Below are 13,318 nucleotides of genomic sequence, written 5' to 3'. Positions count from 1 at the left end.
GCAGCGATGACACGTGCCCACGTCCGGCATCTCGTCGAGAACCGGCACCGTCTCTGGAGCGGCGGCGACCTGACGGCCGTGCGGCGCATCTACGCCCCGCACTTCATCGCTCACATGCCGAAGGGTTGGGGGGCAGCTGCACCGGGCCGCGACGGGCATATGGGGATCGAGGCAGCCATCCTGCGGCTGCGAGCCGCCTTCCCGGATTGGAGGGAGGACATCGAGGACCTCGTCATCGAAGGTGATCGGGCGGCCGTGCGCTACGTCTCGACCGCGACCCACACCGGTGCCCCGTTCCTCGGCATCCCAGCGGCCGGGGCACGCATCCGCGTGGATGAGATGTCCATCTTCCGCATCGAGGCCGGGCTGGTTGCCGAGCAGTGGTGCCTCAACGACGACCTCGCCTTCGAGAAGCAGCTTCGGGCGGCCGCGGCTCGAACCGCCTGATTTGGTCGAAGGTGACGAGGGATGCGGCGCGGGCGGCGAAGGCGAGCCGGCACCCGCATCCGGCAAGCGTCACCGAGCTTTGCTGTTTCCATCGAGCTTCGCCGCCGCTGAAGTGGCGCGCCGACCCTTGGATGGCTGCGGGACGCGGCACCGTTCGCCGAACGCATCGGCGTCGGGGCCTCGGCGTCGAAACCGACGGGTTTGCGTTGTGGCCGGAGTTGTTCGTTGTGCTGGGGTGGCGATGCCGACCAAGGACGCTCTGCCGATATCCGCTCTTGCTCGAGGCATGCGGTGGCTCGGGACACCGCAACTCGGCTCCGCCAACGAGCCGGGACATCTTAATGCGCTCCTCGACCGGGTGGGCCGAGCGGTGCCGCCGGTGCTGCTTCGAAGGCTCCAGCGCATGGCGGACGCTTTCCCCCCGCTGGCTCGCCTGCGCCAGGCGAGGCGGTTGCGCCATCAGATCCGGTCCGTATTCGGATACGAGCCCAATCTGCACCATCCCCGCACCTTCAACGAACGGGTGGCGCACAAGATACTGTACGACCGTGATCCCTTGATCCCGCTCACGACCGATAAGGTGGCCGTCCGCGACTACGTTGCCGCCAAGGCCGGGACCGAGATCCTACTGCCGCAATTCGGGGTCTGGGACCGCGCCGAGGACATTCCGTGGGACGCGCTGCCAAACAGCTTTGCGCTCAAGGGCAGCCATGGCTGGCAGATGAACCTGCTGGTGCATGACAAGTCCGCCCTCGACCGCGCCGCGGCAACGCGCCAGGCCACACGGTGGCTGTCCGAGAGCCATTTCGATCGCTGCGGGGAATGGGGCTACCGTGGCATCCGGCCACGGCTGCTCGCCGAGCAGCTCCTGGTCGGCGACCGGCCCAGCCGCATTCCGGAAGACTTCAAGATTTTCGTCTTCGGTGGCCAGCCTCGCTTGCTGGAAGTCCACTTCGACCGAGGCACGGACGACTACGGCTTCCTGATCTACGACGCGAGGGAGTTGTGCCCGCTTCCGTCCATGGGAGGCACGTGGCGGGGCGCGGCACCGTATGTCCTGCCACCCGAGGCGCCCGAACTGGCGGACGTCGCCGCCCGTCTCGGCGCCGACTTCGAGTTCGTGCGGGTCGACCTCTATCTGTCCCAGGGGAAGGTTTGGTTCGGCGAACTCACCCACTATCCCGCCAATGCCTGCGCCCGGTATGCGGGCTTTGAGCAGGACCTGTTCGTCGGCGACATCTGGGCGGGCAAGCGCTAGCGCCACCGCAGGCCAGCCTTCGTGGCGCGGCTCTGCGGTACGGGTCCGGGTCGCGTGCATGTTGCTCGCAGCCGCGCAGGCCGGGAACACGGCGATCCCTCCATCGTTACCGAGACCATGGCAGGAGGCTTCAATGTCCGGCACCGAAGACGCCATGGAGACCAGGATCCGCGACCGGGCCTACCAGCTTTGGGAGCAGGAAGGTCGGCCTGAAGGCCGGGCGGAGGAGTTCTGGCATCGAGCCCGGGCGGACGTGTCGGCTGTCGACACCGCGGGTGCGGAGCCCTCCCCGCAGGACGTCGCCGGTGAGACAGGGGCAGCGTCGTTAGCGGTGGAAGGAATGTCGCGGCACTGAAAGGGTCCTGCCCTTGCTAGCCTCGGCCGGAAGTTTGCAGAGTGCCAAGCCAGACGCTGGTTCGGCGGAGGGGGCTGGACCTTATCGCCTGGCAGGGTGAACGGCGGTTCCGCTGGCTTGATGGCCAGGTTGCTACGCCGAAGTCCGGGTTTGCCGCTGGAAACTTGTTTTCGCGGAATCATCCTGGCCACCGATGGCTCGGACGTGACCGTGAACCAGCCGAGGGCCACCCGCCAGGCCGGGAAACCCCAGGACATAAAGGGGTGAGGAGGCGCCCGATCGCCGGAAGCGGGGTTCAGTTTCCGGAAGCGGGCGCGGCTGCATCACACATCCACCTCCGCCTCGTCGAGCTTCGCGGCGTTCTCCTGGATGAAGCGGAAGCGCAGCTCCGGCTTCCGGCCCATCAGTGCCTCCATCAGCTCAGCCGTGCGGGCACGCTCCTCTGGCGGCAGGACGACCTTCAGCAGCGTGCGGCGCTTCGGATCCATGGTGGTCTCCTTCAGCGCCGAGGGCGGCATCTCGCCGAGGCCCTTGAAGCGGCTGACCTCGACCTTGTGGCTCGGCTTGAACTCGCGCTTCAGGATGCGCTCGCGGTCGGCATCGTTCATCGCATAGACCGACTTGCCGCCATGCTGCAGCCGGTAGAGCGGCGGCTGGGCGAGGTGGAGGCGGCCCTGGCGCACCAGCTCCGGCAGCTCCTTGTAGAAGAAGGTCATCAGAAGGGCGGCGATATGCGCGCCGTCCACATCGGCATCGGTCATGATGACGATGCGGCCGTAGCGCAGCCGGGCGAGGTCGAAGCGCTCGCCGGCGCCGCAGCCGAGCGCCTCGATCAGGTCCTTCAGCTCCTGGTTCTGGCGCAGCTTGTCGGCTGAGGCGGAGGCGACGTTGAGGATCTTGCCGCGCAGCGGCAGCACCGCCTGGGTCTCGCGGTCGCGCGCCTGCTTGGCGGAGCCGCCCGCCGAATCGCCCTCGACGAGGAAGAGCTCCGTCCCTTCCGCACTCTCGCGCGAGCAGTCGGCGAGCTTGCCGGGCAGGCGGAGCTTGCGCGTCGCCGACTTGCGCGGCATGTCCTTCTGCTCGCGGCGGCGGATGCGCTCCTCCGCCCGCTCGATCGCCCAGGTGAGAAGGTTGCCGGCGGTCGTCGGGTCGCCGGCGAGCCAGTGGTCGAAATGGTCGCGCAGCGCCGTCTCGACCAGCTTGGTGGCCTCCGGGCTGGTCAGCTTCTCCTTGGTCTGGCCCTGGAATTGCGGGTCCCGGACGAAGACGCTGAGCATGCCGGCGAGGCCGCCGAACACGTCCTCGGCGGTGACGCCGGCGGCGCGCTTCTCCTTCTTCAGCTCGCCATAGGCGCGGAGGCCCTTGACCAGCGCGCCGCGCAGTCCGGCCTCATGCGTGCCGCCCTGCGGCGTCGGGATGGTGTTGGCATAGGTGGAGAGGAAGCCGTCGCCCTGCTCCAGCCAGGTGACGGCCCATTCGCAGCGCCCGGCGCCTTCGGGGAAGGTCGCCTCGCCGACATAGGGGGCGGGGACGACCTGGCTGCGCCCCTCGAGCGCGAAGCCGAGGAAATCGGCGAGGCCGCCCGGGAAATGCAGGGTAGCGCTGGCCGGCGTGTCGCCGGTGGCGAGCGAGGCGTCGCAGGCCCAGCGGATCTCGACGCCGCGGTAGAGATAGGCCTTGGAGCGGCAGAGCCGGTAGAGCCGCGCCGCGGAGAAGTCGAGCTTGCCGAAGATCTCCGGGTCCGGCTTGAAGCGGATGGTGGTGCCGCGCCGGTTGTGGACGGCGCCGGCATTCTTCAGCTTCCCGAGCGGCTTGCCGCGGGCATAGGCCTGGGTGAAGAGGGTGCGGTCGCGCGCCACCTCCACCTCCAGCCGCTCCGCCAGCGCATTGACGACCGAGGAGCCAACGCCGTGCAGGCCGCCCGAGGTCTCATAGGCCTTGCCGGAGAATTTGCCGCCCGAATGCAGGGTGGTGAAGATCACCTCGAGGGCGGAGAGCTTCGGGAATTTCGGGTGCGGGTCGGTCGGGATGCCGCGCCCGTTGTCGCGCACGGTCAGCCAGTTGCCCGGCTCGAACGTGACCTCGATGCGGTCGGCATGGCCGGCCACCGCCTCGTCCATGGCATTGTCGATGATCTCGGCGGCGAGGTGGTGCAGCGCGTTCTCGTCGGTGCCGCCGATATACATGCCGGGCCGGCGGCGGACGGGCTCCAGCCCCTCCAGCACCTCGATATCCTTGGCGGAATAGCTGGCCGCCTCGGTCACGGTGGCGATGCCGCCCTTGCCGCCGGGGCGGCGACCGCCGAAAAGGTCGTTCATGTCTTGTTCCCCTGATCCCGCAAAGATAGCGATCAGGAAGCCCAGACACAATGCGGGCGGCGAGTCGCCCCGCCGCCCGGTTCGTCAGTGTGGCTTCAGGGCGCCTTGTCCTGCGGCAGGTGCGCCTCGATCATCCAGAGCATCTTGTCGGCGGCGCGAGATTGCTCGGTGAGCAGGTCGGCCGTATCGGCATCGCCCGCCTCGTCCGTGGTGTCGATGCCCTCGCGCAGCGACTTGCCGACCATGGCGTAACGGTCAGCCAACAGGGCCACATGGTCCATACCGGCATAGACATCGGTCGGGTAGGGCGGCAGGCGGGTGCCGGCGGCCAGGGTCTGCGTCACCCCGTTGGCGGTGCCGCCGAGCTGGACGATGCGCTCGGCCAGGGCGTCGGACGACTCCTGCAGCGCGTTGTAGAACTCCTCGAACAGCCGGTGCAGCTCGCCGAAATGCGGGCCCTTCACGTTCCAATGGGCTTGGCGGGTGGCGTTGTAGAGGTCGATCGAATCGACCAAGCAGGCCTGCAGCGTGTCGATCGAGACCTGCTTCGCATTGCTCGGCACGTCATTGCGGGTAGCGTGGGTCTTAGCGGCTTTCGCCATCGGGATACTCCTCCGTTCTGTTGCGAATAACATGTGGAACGCCCGGGCTCGGGGAAAGACCCCCTGGCCGCATGCGCCTGCCTGCCGCAGCGCAAAAGCCGCCTCCCGGACGCGAAGGCCTGCCATGACAAACCCGTGTGCCGCTTCGCTTCGCCGAAGATGGGCTGGCCGTCAGCCCGGCGTCATGCTGCGGCCATCCCCGAGCGCGCAGGGTCCACCGCGGTTACGGGCAAGGGGCAGGGCGATGGCTGGGCTGACGCATGTTCTGCGGGGGAATGCCTGGGCGGCGATCGCCGCATCGCTGCTGGTGACGGCCGGGCTGACCGCCATCGGCCAGACCCAGCTTGCCGCGCTGCTGGCCTGCATCGCCGGCATCCTGCTGATGTGGAAGAGCGAGATCGACAACCCGAGCCGGCCGCCCGATCCCGACGAGCCCTGATCATGGATGCACGTTGAGGAAGCGGGACGCCTCCGGCACCGCATCAACGCCGGCCCTGTGCAGGGCGGCGGCTCGGGCGAGGGCGGCGCGGTCGCCCTCGGTCAGGCGCTGCTCCTCCCGCAGGTGCTCGGTCCAGCTGTCGACCGTCCAGAGCTCCACCCAGCGCTCCGGATGGGCGACATCCTCGTAGAGACTCCAATTCCCTGCCCCCGAGCGGAGCCGGACGCGCCGCACCTCCTGCATGGCGGCGAGGAAGGCGCTGCGCTGCGCCGGGTCGACCCGGTAGCGCACCACCTCCATCACCCGGCCCGAGGCCTCGCCCAGCAGGCCGCGCAGCTCGTCCGCCGGCGCCTCCGGCTGCGGCATCGCCGCGACGGATGGCGGCGCCTCGCCCAGCGCCAGGCTGTCGATCCGCCAGGGCCGGACCAGCACCGCAGCGACGGCGCAGCCCGCGGCGGCCAGGCCGAGGGCGAGCGGCACGCTGAAGCTGCCGCCGAGCCAGCCCGCCAGCGCCGAGCCCAGCGCCATCACCCCGAAGAAGCTGAGCTGGTAGATGGCGATCGCCCGCGCCCTGACCCAGCCCGGCGCCGCCAGCTGGGCTGAGGCGGAGAGGGTGCTGCCGGCGGCGATCCAGGCCGCGCCGTAAAGCAGCATCCCGAGCGCCGCCGGCGCCCAGTGATGCGAGACGGCCAGGATCGCCATGGCGAGGGCGGCGAGGATCGAGGCCCAGAACACCGTGCCGCTGCGGTCGAGCCGCCCGCGCAGCGCCGGCAGGGCGAAGCCCGCGGCGACGGCGGCGAAGCCCATGACCCCGAGCATCAGCCCGAAGGCCTGCGGACCGAGCCCCAGCTGCTGCCGGACGAAGAGCGGCAGCAGCCCCCAGACCGCGGCGGTGAAGAGGAAGAAGGCGCAGGCCCGGAGGATCGCCGCCCGCATCGCCGGGCTTGCCGAGACGAAGCGCATCCCGGCCCGCATGGCGGGGACCAGGTGCTCCTTTGGCATCCGCCGGGGCGCCTCGGCCGGCCGCCAGAAGACCAGGGCGAGGATCAGCACGAGGAAGGCGACCGCATTCAGGCCGAACGCCGCCTCCGGCCCGGCGGCGGCGATGGCGAAGCCGCCGAGCGCCGGCCCCACCGCGCGGGCCAGGTTGAAGCCGATGCCGTTCAGCGCGATGGCGCCAACCAGGTCCTCCCTCGGCACCAGCTCGTTGGTGGTGGCGGCCCAGGCGGGGAAGTTCATCGCGCTGCCCGCCCCGATGGCGAAGGTCAGCGCGAGCAGCCCCCAGGGGCCGATCGAATCCGTCACCGTCAGCACCGCGAGCAGCAGCGCCATCAGCAGGATCCAGACCTGGGCGCCGAGCAGGAAGAGCCGGCGGTCCACGATGTCGGCCAGCGCCCCGGCCGGCAGGGCCAGCATAAAGACCGGCAGCATGGTCGCCGCCTGCACCAGCCCGACCATGAAGGGCGAGGGGGACAGGCTGGTCATCAGCCAGCCGGCGCCCGTGTTCTGCATCCAGCCGCCGATATTGCTGGCAAGCGTCGCCAGCCAGAGCATGCGGAAGACGGAATGCCGCAGCGGCACGAAAGCGCGGGGAAGGGCCATGCCGGCAGAGTGCCAGCCGCGCCGGGTCCTGCCGATAGCGAAACTCCCGTGACGCGCTTCTACCCTGCCGCCATCCCGGCCTCCTCGGCCAGGGCGACGCGGTCGAGCGGCAGGGTCACCTCGCAGACCAGATCGGTCGGCGTCCAGTGCCGCTCCATCTGCCCCCGGCCGGCATCCTCCCCGTCGCGGCTGGAGCCCCGGTCATCCTGGCGACGTGCCCGGCCCGTTGCTGCGCGCCGTTGGACGATCCACGGCCACAAGGCGGATGAGTAACGATTGCTGGGCGCTGCGGTCAAGACGGGCATCATGACGATGGGTTGCGCCGGAATCCGGCACCGAACCTCGAACCGGCGATGCAACCCACAGCCTGCCGAGGATGGTTCGCGCACGGGCCTCGCGCCCGGCGCCGCCGCAACCCATCCAGGTCTCCGCCGAAGGGCGGCATGCCCCGAAGCTCGGCCCGATGGCCAGGCTGGAGAGGCAAGGGGCAGCAATCCGCCCGATGACCAGGAAGAACGGTTGCGCCAAGGGATGCCGGGCGCGGCGTGGAGCCCGCAGCCGGTTCACGGTTGCGAAACCGCGCCCTGCTGTCACCATGCGCCATCACGGACCGGGTGCGACAGGAACAGCCGATGACCGACCAGATGCTCCAGGCGGGGCAGGACATGCTCTCCCTGGCGGCGTCGGGCAGCGGGCCGGGTCTGACTCCCCTCCCGGCAGCCGGCGCGCACCGGCAAGCGGCGGACGGGGAGGCGTCACGACGATGAGCCTCGATCCACGAGCGCGCGCATCACGGGCAGGTCCGGCGCGTCGCTGCGGCAAGGCTTTCGCCGTGACGAACCGGCCGGCGGATGCCTGCCCCAGGATCGTCGCCGCCATCCCGGAGGCTGCGCTGCCCGAGGAGCGGCGCGGTCGCATGGCTCGGCCGGAGGTGACCTGCTCCGCCGTGTCGATGGCGGCCGAGGGCGAGCGCGACCACAGCGGCGGCATCGGCCGGGCCATGGCGGCGCCCGGTCTCGGCCGCGGCGTGCCGGTGAAGATGCGGCGGCACCACCTGCAAGCGGGCACCGGGCATTGCGGCGCCTTCCATGGCCGGTGCTCTGCGCAGGCGATCGACCCGCTGCGGCGGGGGATGATTCGGGCAAACGAGGGGTGAGGATGCTGGAGAGCCTGTTTTCGATCGCCGCCCGCGGCAGCACGCCGCGGCGCGAGGTGCTGGCGGGGGCCACCACCTTCCTCACCATGGCCTATATCGTCATCGTCAACCCGCAGATCATGGCTGCCGCCGGCATCGATGCGGGCGCCGCCTTCGTCGCCACCTGCCTCGCGGCCGCCATCGGCTCGGCGTTGATGGGGTTGCTGGCCAACTTCCCGATCGCCCTTGCGCCGGGGATGGGGCTCAACGCCTATTTCGCCTTTGCCGTGGTCGGCGGCATGGGCGTCTCCTGGCAGGTGGCCCTCGGCGCGGTCTTTCTCTCCGGGCTGATCTTTCTCGCCGTTTCCCTGCTGCGGGTGCGGGAGTGGCTGGTGAACGGCATCCCGCTCGGCCTCAAGCTCGGCATCGCGGCGGGGATCGGCTTCTTCCTCGGCCTGATCGGGCTGAAGGGGATGGGGCTCGTCGCCGCCCACCCGGCGACGCTGGTGACGCTCGGCAAGCTGTCCGAGACCTCGACGCTGCTCGCCTGCCTCGGCTTCCTCCTGATCGCCGGGCTCTCGGCGCGGCAGGTGCCGGGGGCGCTCGTCATCGGCATCCTGGTGACGGCGCTGCTCGGCCTGCCCTTCGGCCTGACCGGCTTCGGCGGCATCGTCAGCGCGCCACCCTCGCTGGCGCCGACCTTCCTGCAGATGGACATCGCCGGCGCGCTCGGCATCGGCCTCATCGGCATCGTCTTCACCTTCTTCCTCGCCGACCTGCTCGACAATACGGGCACGTTGATCGCCACCACGCATCGCGCGGGGCTCATGCGGAAGGACGGCACCGTGCCCAATCTCGGTCGCGCGCTCTTCGCCGACAGCGGCGGCGCGATCATGGGCGCCGTGCTCGGGACCAGCACGACGGTGAGCTATATCGAGAGCGCCTCCGGCATCCAGGCCGGCGGGCGGACGGGGCTGACGGCGCTGACCGTCGCCATGCTCTTCCTGCTGACGCTCTTCCTCGCGCCGCTGGCAACCGCGATCCCGGGCTTCGCCACCGCTCCGGCGCTGGTCTTCGTCGCCTGCCTCATGGCGCAGGCGCTGCGCTCGGTCGAATGGGACGAGATGACCGAGTATGTGCCGGCCGTCATCACCGCGCTCGCCATGCCCTTCACCTTCTCCATTGCCACCGGCATCGGCATCGGCTTCATCACCTACGCGGCGCTGAAGCTCCTGGCCGGGCGTGCGCGGGAGGTGAGCGGCGCGGTCTGGCTGATCGCCGCGCTCTGCGTCGCCAAATTCGCGCTGGCCTGAGCCCATGGCGGTACGGCGCATCGTGGCGAACATCGCAGCGCCCGACCCGGCGGCGGCGGAGGCCTTCTATGGCGGCCTCCTCGGTCTGCGCCTGGCGATGGATGGGGGCTGGATCCGCACCTATGCCGCCGAGGGCGTCGCCGCGCCGCAACTCAGCATCGCCAGCGAGGGCGGGTCAGGCCAGCCGGTGCCGGATCTCTCCATCGAGGTCAACGACCTCGATGCGATGCATGCGAAGGTGGTCGCGGCCGGCCTGCCGGTCGAATACGGCCCGGTGCGGGAGCCATGGGGCGTGCGGCGCTTCTTCCTGCGCGATCCCTTCGGGCGGCTGCTCAATATCATGAGCCATGAGGCGCCAGGATGATGCAGCCGATCTGCCTTAGCTTCGACAACGGGCCGACGCCGGGGGTGACGGAGACGGTGCTCGAGGTGCTGGCCCGCCGCCGCATCCCGGCGATGTTCTTCGTGGTGGGCGAAAGGCTGCGCGACCCCACGGCGCGACGGCTGGCGGAGCGGGCGCGGGCGGAAGGGCACCCCGTCGGCAACCATACCCTGACGCATGGGGCGCCGCTCGGGCGCCGCAGCGCGGCGGAGGCCGTGCAGGAGATCGCGGAGGCGGATGCGCTGCTCGGCACCCTGCGCGAGCCGGAGCGCCTGTTCCGTCCGAATGGCGGGGGCGGCGCGCTCGGTCTGCATCTGCTGAACCGCGCGGCCGCGGCGCATCTGCGTGCCGGTGGTCATACGATGGTCCTGTGGAATGCGGTTCCCCGCGACTTCGCCGATCCCGATGGCTGGCCTGACACAGCGCTCGCCATGGCCGAGGCGGCGACGGCGCCGCTGCTGATGGTGCTGCACGACCTGCCGAACGGGGCGATGCGGCATCTCAACCGGGTGCTCGGCGCATTCGCCGACCGCGGCATCGCCTTCCTTGCCGAGCCGCCCGCAGCCTGCGTGCCGTTGCGCGCGGGCGAGGCGGAGGCCGGGTTCGAGCGATTCGTCTCGCCCGACCCGGCCTCCTGACCGGCTTAGCGGTTTTCCTTCAGACGCCCGTCATTCTCGGGGTCCTTTACCCGGCCCTGGCCGCCATGCTCGACATCCTGGCGCCCGTCCGTGGTGTGCTTGGAGATGCCCTGGTCGCGGTTCTCCTTGAGCCGGCCGTCATGCTCGGGGTCCTTCACCTGGCCGCGCTGGCCGGTGTTGTCGGCATGCTGGCCGCCCGACTGGCCACCCTCGCTGCCGCGGTTTTCCTTGAGGCGGCGGTCGGTCTCGGGGTGCTTCACATCGCCCTGGCCATGATCGCCCTGGCGGCCGTCCTGCTTCGATGCCATGTCGTCGTCTCCCTTCGTCGTGCGACAGCGCACCAACGGGAAGCCCAAGCCGCTGTTCACCGCAAGCACGAAAACTTCAGGCCCTTGCAGCCTCTTCGTTGCTTACCCTGACTGCGATGGCGCCGATCGCCGGCAGTTCGACATTGGCGAAGGCGAGGCGCAGATGCCGCTCCTGCCCCGGGCCGAAGAAGGGCCCCGGCAGGCCGAGCAGGCCGCGCTCCGTCGCCAGTGCCTCGGCCGCCGCCATCGCCCCCGGCCCCTCCGGCGGCAGGCGGAGATAGGCGAAATAGGCGCCATGCGCATCCAGCCGCCAGCCGGGCAGTTGCGACGCGACCTTGCGGAAGGCCTCGCCGCGTCCGGCCATGATGGCGCGGTTGCCCTCGCGCCAGTCGCGCAGCGCCGGCACCGCCCAGGCAAGCGCCGCCTGCGCCGCGCGCGGCGGGCAGATCTGCTGCGTGTCGAGCGCCTTCAGCAGCGCCTCGCGGAAGACCGGGCCGCAGGCGATGGCGCCGACGCGATGCCCCGGCACGCAATAGGCCTTCGAGAAGCTGTACAGATGGACGAGGCCGTCGCGCCAGCCGACGTCCCGGAACAGGTCGTGCGGCGGGGAGGCTTCGGCGGGGAGGAAGTCGCGGTAGGTCTCGTCCAGCACCAGCCAGGCGCCGTGGCGGCGGCAGAGCGCGGCAGCCTCGGCGATCAGCGCGGCGGGATAGACCGCGCCGGTCGGGTTGTTCGGCGTCACCAGCACCAGCACGCGGCCGCCGGCCTTGAGCGCCGCCGCGATGCCCTCGGCTGTCGGGACGAAGCCGTCCTCGGCGCGGCAGGGCAGGGGGATGGCCGGGATGCCCGCCATTTCGAGCGCCATGCGGTGGTTGAAGTACCAGGGCACCGGTAGAACGACCGGCCCGCCGAGCACCGCCATCGTCATGGCGAAGGCGAGGTTGCAGCCCGCGGTGATGGCGATGTCGGCCGCCGCGATGTCCGCGCCGTAGAAACCGGCCATGTCCTCGGCGAGCGCCGCGCGCAGCGGCAGGTCGCCGTCGATCGGGCCGTAGCCGGAAGTGGCGCGGTCGCCGGCGAGGGTGGCGAGGCGCGCCAGCAGATCGGGATGCGGCGGATAGCCGGGCACGGCTTGGGTGAGGTCGATCAGCGGCCCAGCCGCGCCGGCATAGCGCGAGGCCCAGCCGCGCACGGTGGGGATCGCAGGCGCCGCAGTGGCCTGGATGCGGGGCGAGAGGGAGGGCGTCATGCCTGGCGGATCACCTTGCGCGCCTGCATCTCCGCGATCTCCGCGGCGGTGAAGCCAAGCTCCTGCAGCACCTCCACCGTGTGCTCGCCGAGGCGTGGGGCGAGGCGGCGAATGCTGGCCGGCGTCTTCTCGAATCGCGTCGGCGGCTTCGCCATGCGGATGCGGCCCTCGCTCGGGTGGTCATGCTCCTCGAACATGCCGACGGCCTTCAGGTGCGGATGCTCCGTCAGCGCCTCGATGCGGGTGAAGCCGGTCGCCGGGATGTCGTGCTGCTCGCAGAGCGCCAGCCATTCCGCCGTGGTCTTGCTGCGCGCGACCTCGGCCATCGCCGCGTAGACGGCTTCGATGTTCGCGTTGCGCTTCACCGGGTCCCGCACGGAGAGGGTTTCGATCAGGTCCTCGCGTCCCGCCATGGTGAAGAAGGCGACCCAGTTGGCCGAGGAGTAGGGCAGCAGGGTGATGTGCCCGTCCTTCGTCGGCGCGGGCTTGCGGTAGCGGAGGCGCTTGTAGCCCGCCTCGCCCTCGCGCGGCTCGAAGCCGAGGCCGCCCAGGTGCTCGACGCTGAGGAAAGCCGTTAGCGTCTCGAGCATCGGCACCTCGACGAGCTGGCCCTCGCCCGTGCGCTCGCGGTGGTAGAGCGCCGCCAGCACGCCTGAGAGCAGCGCCATCCCCGTCACCTTGTCGGCGATGAGCGAGGGCACGAAGACGGGCCGCCCCTGCTCCTCGCCGACGATGTCGGCGAAGCCGGAGGAGGCCTGGATGATCTCGTCGAAAGCCGGCTTGGCGCGGTAGGGCCCGTCCTGCCCGAAGCCGGTGGCGACGGCGAAGACGAGGCGTGGGTTGAGCGCCCGGCACTCCTCCGGCCCGAAGCCGAGCCGGGCCATGCCGGCCGGGCGGATATTCGTCACCAGCACGTCGACGCGGGGGATCAGGCGCCGCAGCACCTCCGCCCCCTCCGGCGTTTTCAGGTCGATCGCGAGGTCGCGCTTGTTGCGGTTGATGCCGAGGAAGACCGAGGCCATGCCGCGGTTTCGGTGGACGCCGGAATTGCGGACGATATCGCCGGTCGGCGGCTCAACCTTGATGATGTCGGCGCCCCAGTCGCCTAGCATCTGCGTGCAGAAGGGGCCGAGCACCACGGCGGTGAGGTCGAGCACGCGGAGGCCCTTCAGCGGGCCGGTGGCGGCGGGCGGCGGCGTCTCTGGCATGGCGTTCCCTCTCCCGGGCGAGGATAGGGCGTCCGGCCCGGAATCGAAAAGGGCCGCACCTCGC

14 protein-coding genes are annotated in these 13,318 nt (G+C 70.5%); 8 read left to right on the top strand and 6 right to left on the bottom strand.

Going from position 1 to position 13,318, the window contains the following annotated elements; genetic code table 11:
- The first annotated feature begins 6 nt into the window (after window positions 1-6).
- The 3 genes from AC5JJ1_RS20455 (at window position 7) to AC5JJ1_RS20445 (ending at window position 2,060) form a co-directional block, all read left to right on the top strand.
- The gene (locus tag AC5JJ1_RS20455) at window positions 7-447 is read left to right on the top strand and encodes an ester cyclase (protein WP_495786959.1); all 441 of its coding nucleotides are present in this window, start codon (window positions 7-9) and stop codon (window positions 445-447) included.
- Window positions 448-733: 286 nt separating this feature from the next.
- Complete coding sequence (locus tag AC5JJ1_RS20450) at window positions 734-1,705, top strand: ATP-grasp fold amidoligase family protein (protein ID WP_495786958.1); 972 nt, start codon at window positions 734-736, stop codon at window positions 1,703-1,705.
- A 133-nt stretch (window positions 1,706-1,838) separates the two neighbouring features.
- The gene (locus AC5JJ1_RS20445; protein ID WP_495786957.1) at window positions 1,839-2,060 is read left to right on the top strand and encodes a DUF2934 domain-containing protein; all 222 of its coding nucleotides are present in this window, start codon (window positions 1,839-1,841) and stop codon (window positions 2,058-2,060) included.
- Between the two features lie 323 nt (window positions 2,061-2,383).
- On the opposite strand, the gene parE is transcribed toward AC5JJ1_RS20445, so the two are convergent.
- Entirely contained in the window at window positions 2,384-4,378 is a 1,995-nt protein-coding gene (gene parE, locus AC5JJ1_RS20440; RefSeq protein WP_495786956.1) for a DNA topoisomerase IV subunit B, read from the bottom strand.
- 95 nt (window positions 4,379-4,473) lie between these two features.
- The gene (dps, locus tag AC5JJ1_RS20435; RefSeq protein WP_495786955.1) at window positions 4,474-4,980 is read right to left on the bottom strand and encodes a DNA starvation/stationary phase protection protein Dps; all 507 of its coding nucleotides are present in this window, start codon (window positions 4,978-4,980) and stop codon (window positions 4,474-4,476) included.
- 244 nt (window positions 4,981-5,224) lie between these two features.
- On the opposite strand from dps, the gene AC5JJ1_RS20430 reads away from it, so the two are divergent.
- Window positions 5,225-5,419, top strand: coding sequence for a hypothetical protein (locus tag AC5JJ1_RS20430; RefSeq protein ID WP_495786954.1), 195 nt, complete (start codon window positions 5,225-5,227; stop codon window positions 5,417-5,419).
- Here the strand turns inward: AC5JJ1_RS20430 and AC5JJ1_RS20425 are convergent, their stop codons facing one another.
- Window positions 5,420-7,021 carry an MFS transporter gene (locus AC5JJ1_RS20425; protein WP_495786953.1) on the bottom strand — a complete coding sequence of 534 codons (1,602 nt, stop codon included), beginning with the start codon at window positions 7,019-7,021 and terminating at the stop codon, window positions 5,420-5,422.
- Window positions 7,022-7,853: 832 nt separating this feature from the next.
- On the opposite strand from AC5JJ1_RS20425, the gene AC5JJ1_RS20420 reads away from it, so the two are divergent.
- From AC5JJ1_RS20420 to AC5JJ1_RS20405, 4 genes are read left to right on the top strand one after another with little or no spacing between them, the layout of a single operon-like run.
- Window positions 7,854-8,177, top strand: a complete 324-nt coding sequence (locus AC5JJ1_RS20420; RefSeq protein ID WP_495786952.1) for an alpha/beta hydrolase family protein — start codon at window positions 7,854-7,856, stop codon at window positions 8,175-8,177.
- A 2-nt stretch (window positions 8,178-8,179) separates the two neighbouring features.
- Window positions 8,180-9,469, top strand: a complete 1,290-nt coding sequence (locus AC5JJ1_RS20415; protein WP_495786951.1) for an NCS2 family permease — start codon at window positions 8,180-8,182, stop codon at window positions 9,467-9,469.
- Between the two features lie 4 nt (window positions 9,470-9,473).
- Window positions 9,474-9,833 carry a VOC family protein gene (locus AC5JJ1_RS20410; protein WP_495786950.1) on the top strand — a complete coding sequence of 120 codons (360 nt, stop codon included), beginning with the start codon at window positions 9,474-9,476 and terminating at the stop codon, window positions 9,831-9,833.
- The gene (locus AC5JJ1_RS20405) at window positions 9,830-10,489 is read left to right on the top strand and encodes a polysaccharide deacetylase family protein (protein WP_495786949.1); all 660 of its coding nucleotides are present in this window, start codon (window positions 9,830-9,832) and stop codon (window positions 10,487-10,489) included. Before AC5JJ1_RS20410 ends, AC5JJ1_RS20405 begins: the two co-directional genes overlap by 4 nt.
- Before the next feature lie 5 nt (window positions 10,490-10,494).
- Here the strand turns inward: AC5JJ1_RS20405 and AC5JJ1_RS20400 are convergent, their stop codons facing one another.
- From AC5JJ1_RS20400 to AC5JJ1_RS20390, 3 genes are read right to left on the bottom strand one after another with little or no spacing between them, the layout of a single operon-like run.
- A complete protein-coding gene (locus AC5JJ1_RS20400) occupies window positions 10,495-10,866 on the bottom strand; it encodes a hypothetical protein (RefSeq protein WP_495786948.1) in 372 nt (123 codons plus the stop codon).
- A 7-nt stretch (window positions 10,867-10,873) separates the two neighbouring features.
- Window positions 10,874-12,046, bottom strand: coding sequence for an aminotransferase (locus AC5JJ1_RS20395; protein WP_495786947.1), 1,173 nt, complete (start codon window positions 12,044-12,046; stop codon window positions 10,874-10,876).
- The gene (locus AC5JJ1_RS20390; RefSeq protein ID WP_495786946.1) at window positions 12,043-13,254 is read right to left on the bottom strand and encodes a CaiB/BaiF CoA transferase family protein; all 1,212 of its coding nucleotides are present in this window, start codon (window positions 13,252-13,254) and stop codon (window positions 12,043-12,045) included. The genes AC5JJ1_RS20395 and AC5JJ1_RS20390 overlap by 4 nt, the downstream gene beginning before the upstream one ends.
- Window positions 13,255-13,318: the final 64 nt, after the last annotated feature.

The organism is Belnapia sp. (genome assembly GCF_059504005.1).
Note: the sequence above shows the minus strand (reverse complement) of the source record. Positions and strands in the feature narration are given on the sequence as shown.

What these genes read in the sequence shown, in the direction of transcription:
- AC5JJ1_RS20455 (WP_495786959.1), top strand. Translation starts at nt 7, where the DNA reads ATGACACGTGCCCACGTCCGGCATCTCGTCGAGAACCGGCACCGTCTC.
- AC5JJ1_RS20395 (WP_495786947.1), bottom strand. Translation starts at nt 12,046, where the DNA reads ATGACGCCCTCCCTCTCGCCCCGCATCCAGGCCACTGCGGCGCCTGCG.
- AC5JJ1_RS20390 (WP_495786946.1), bottom strand. Translation starts at nt 13,254, where the DNA reads ATGCCAGAGACGCCGCCGCCCGCCGCCACCGGCCCGCTGAAGGGCCTC.
- parE (WP_495786956.1), bottom strand. Translation starts at nt 4,378, where the DNA reads ATGAACGACCTTTTCGGCGGTCGCCGCCCCGGCGGCAAGGGCGGCATC.
- AC5JJ1_RS20445 (WP_495786957.1), top strand. Translation starts at nt 1,839, where the DNA reads ATGTCCGGCACCGAAGACGCCATGGAGACCAGGATCCGCGACCGGGCC.
- AC5JJ1_RS20450 (WP_495786958.1), top strand. Translation starts at nt 734, where the DNA reads ATGCGGTGGCTCGGGACACCGCAACTCGGCTCCGCCAACGAGCCGGGA.
- AC5JJ1_RS20430 (WP_495786954.1), top strand. Translation starts at nt 5,225, where the DNA reads ATGGCTGGGCTGACGCATGTTCTGCGGGGGAATGCCTGGGCGGCGATC.
- AC5JJ1_RS20415 (WP_495786951.1), top strand. Translation starts at nt 8,180, where the DNA reads ATGCTGGAGAGCCTGTTTTCGATCGCCGCCCGCGGCAGCACGCCGCGG.
- dps (WP_495786955.1), bottom strand. Translation starts at nt 4,980, where the DNA reads ATGGCGAAAGCCGCTAAGACCCACGCTACCCGCAATGACGTGCCGAGC.
- AC5JJ1_RS20405 (WP_495786949.1), top strand. Translation starts at nt 9,830, where the DNA reads ATGATGCAGCCGATCTGCCTTAGCTTCGACAACGGGCCGACGCCGGGG.
- AC5JJ1_RS20410 (WP_495786950.1), top strand. Translation starts at nt 9,474, where the DNA reads ATGGCGGTACGGCGCATCGTGGCGAACATCGCAGCGCCCGACCCGGCG.
- AC5JJ1_RS20425 (WP_495786953.1), bottom strand. Translation starts at nt 7,021, where the DNA reads ATGGCCCTTCCCCGCGCTTTCGTGCCGCTGCGGCATTCCGTCTTCCGC.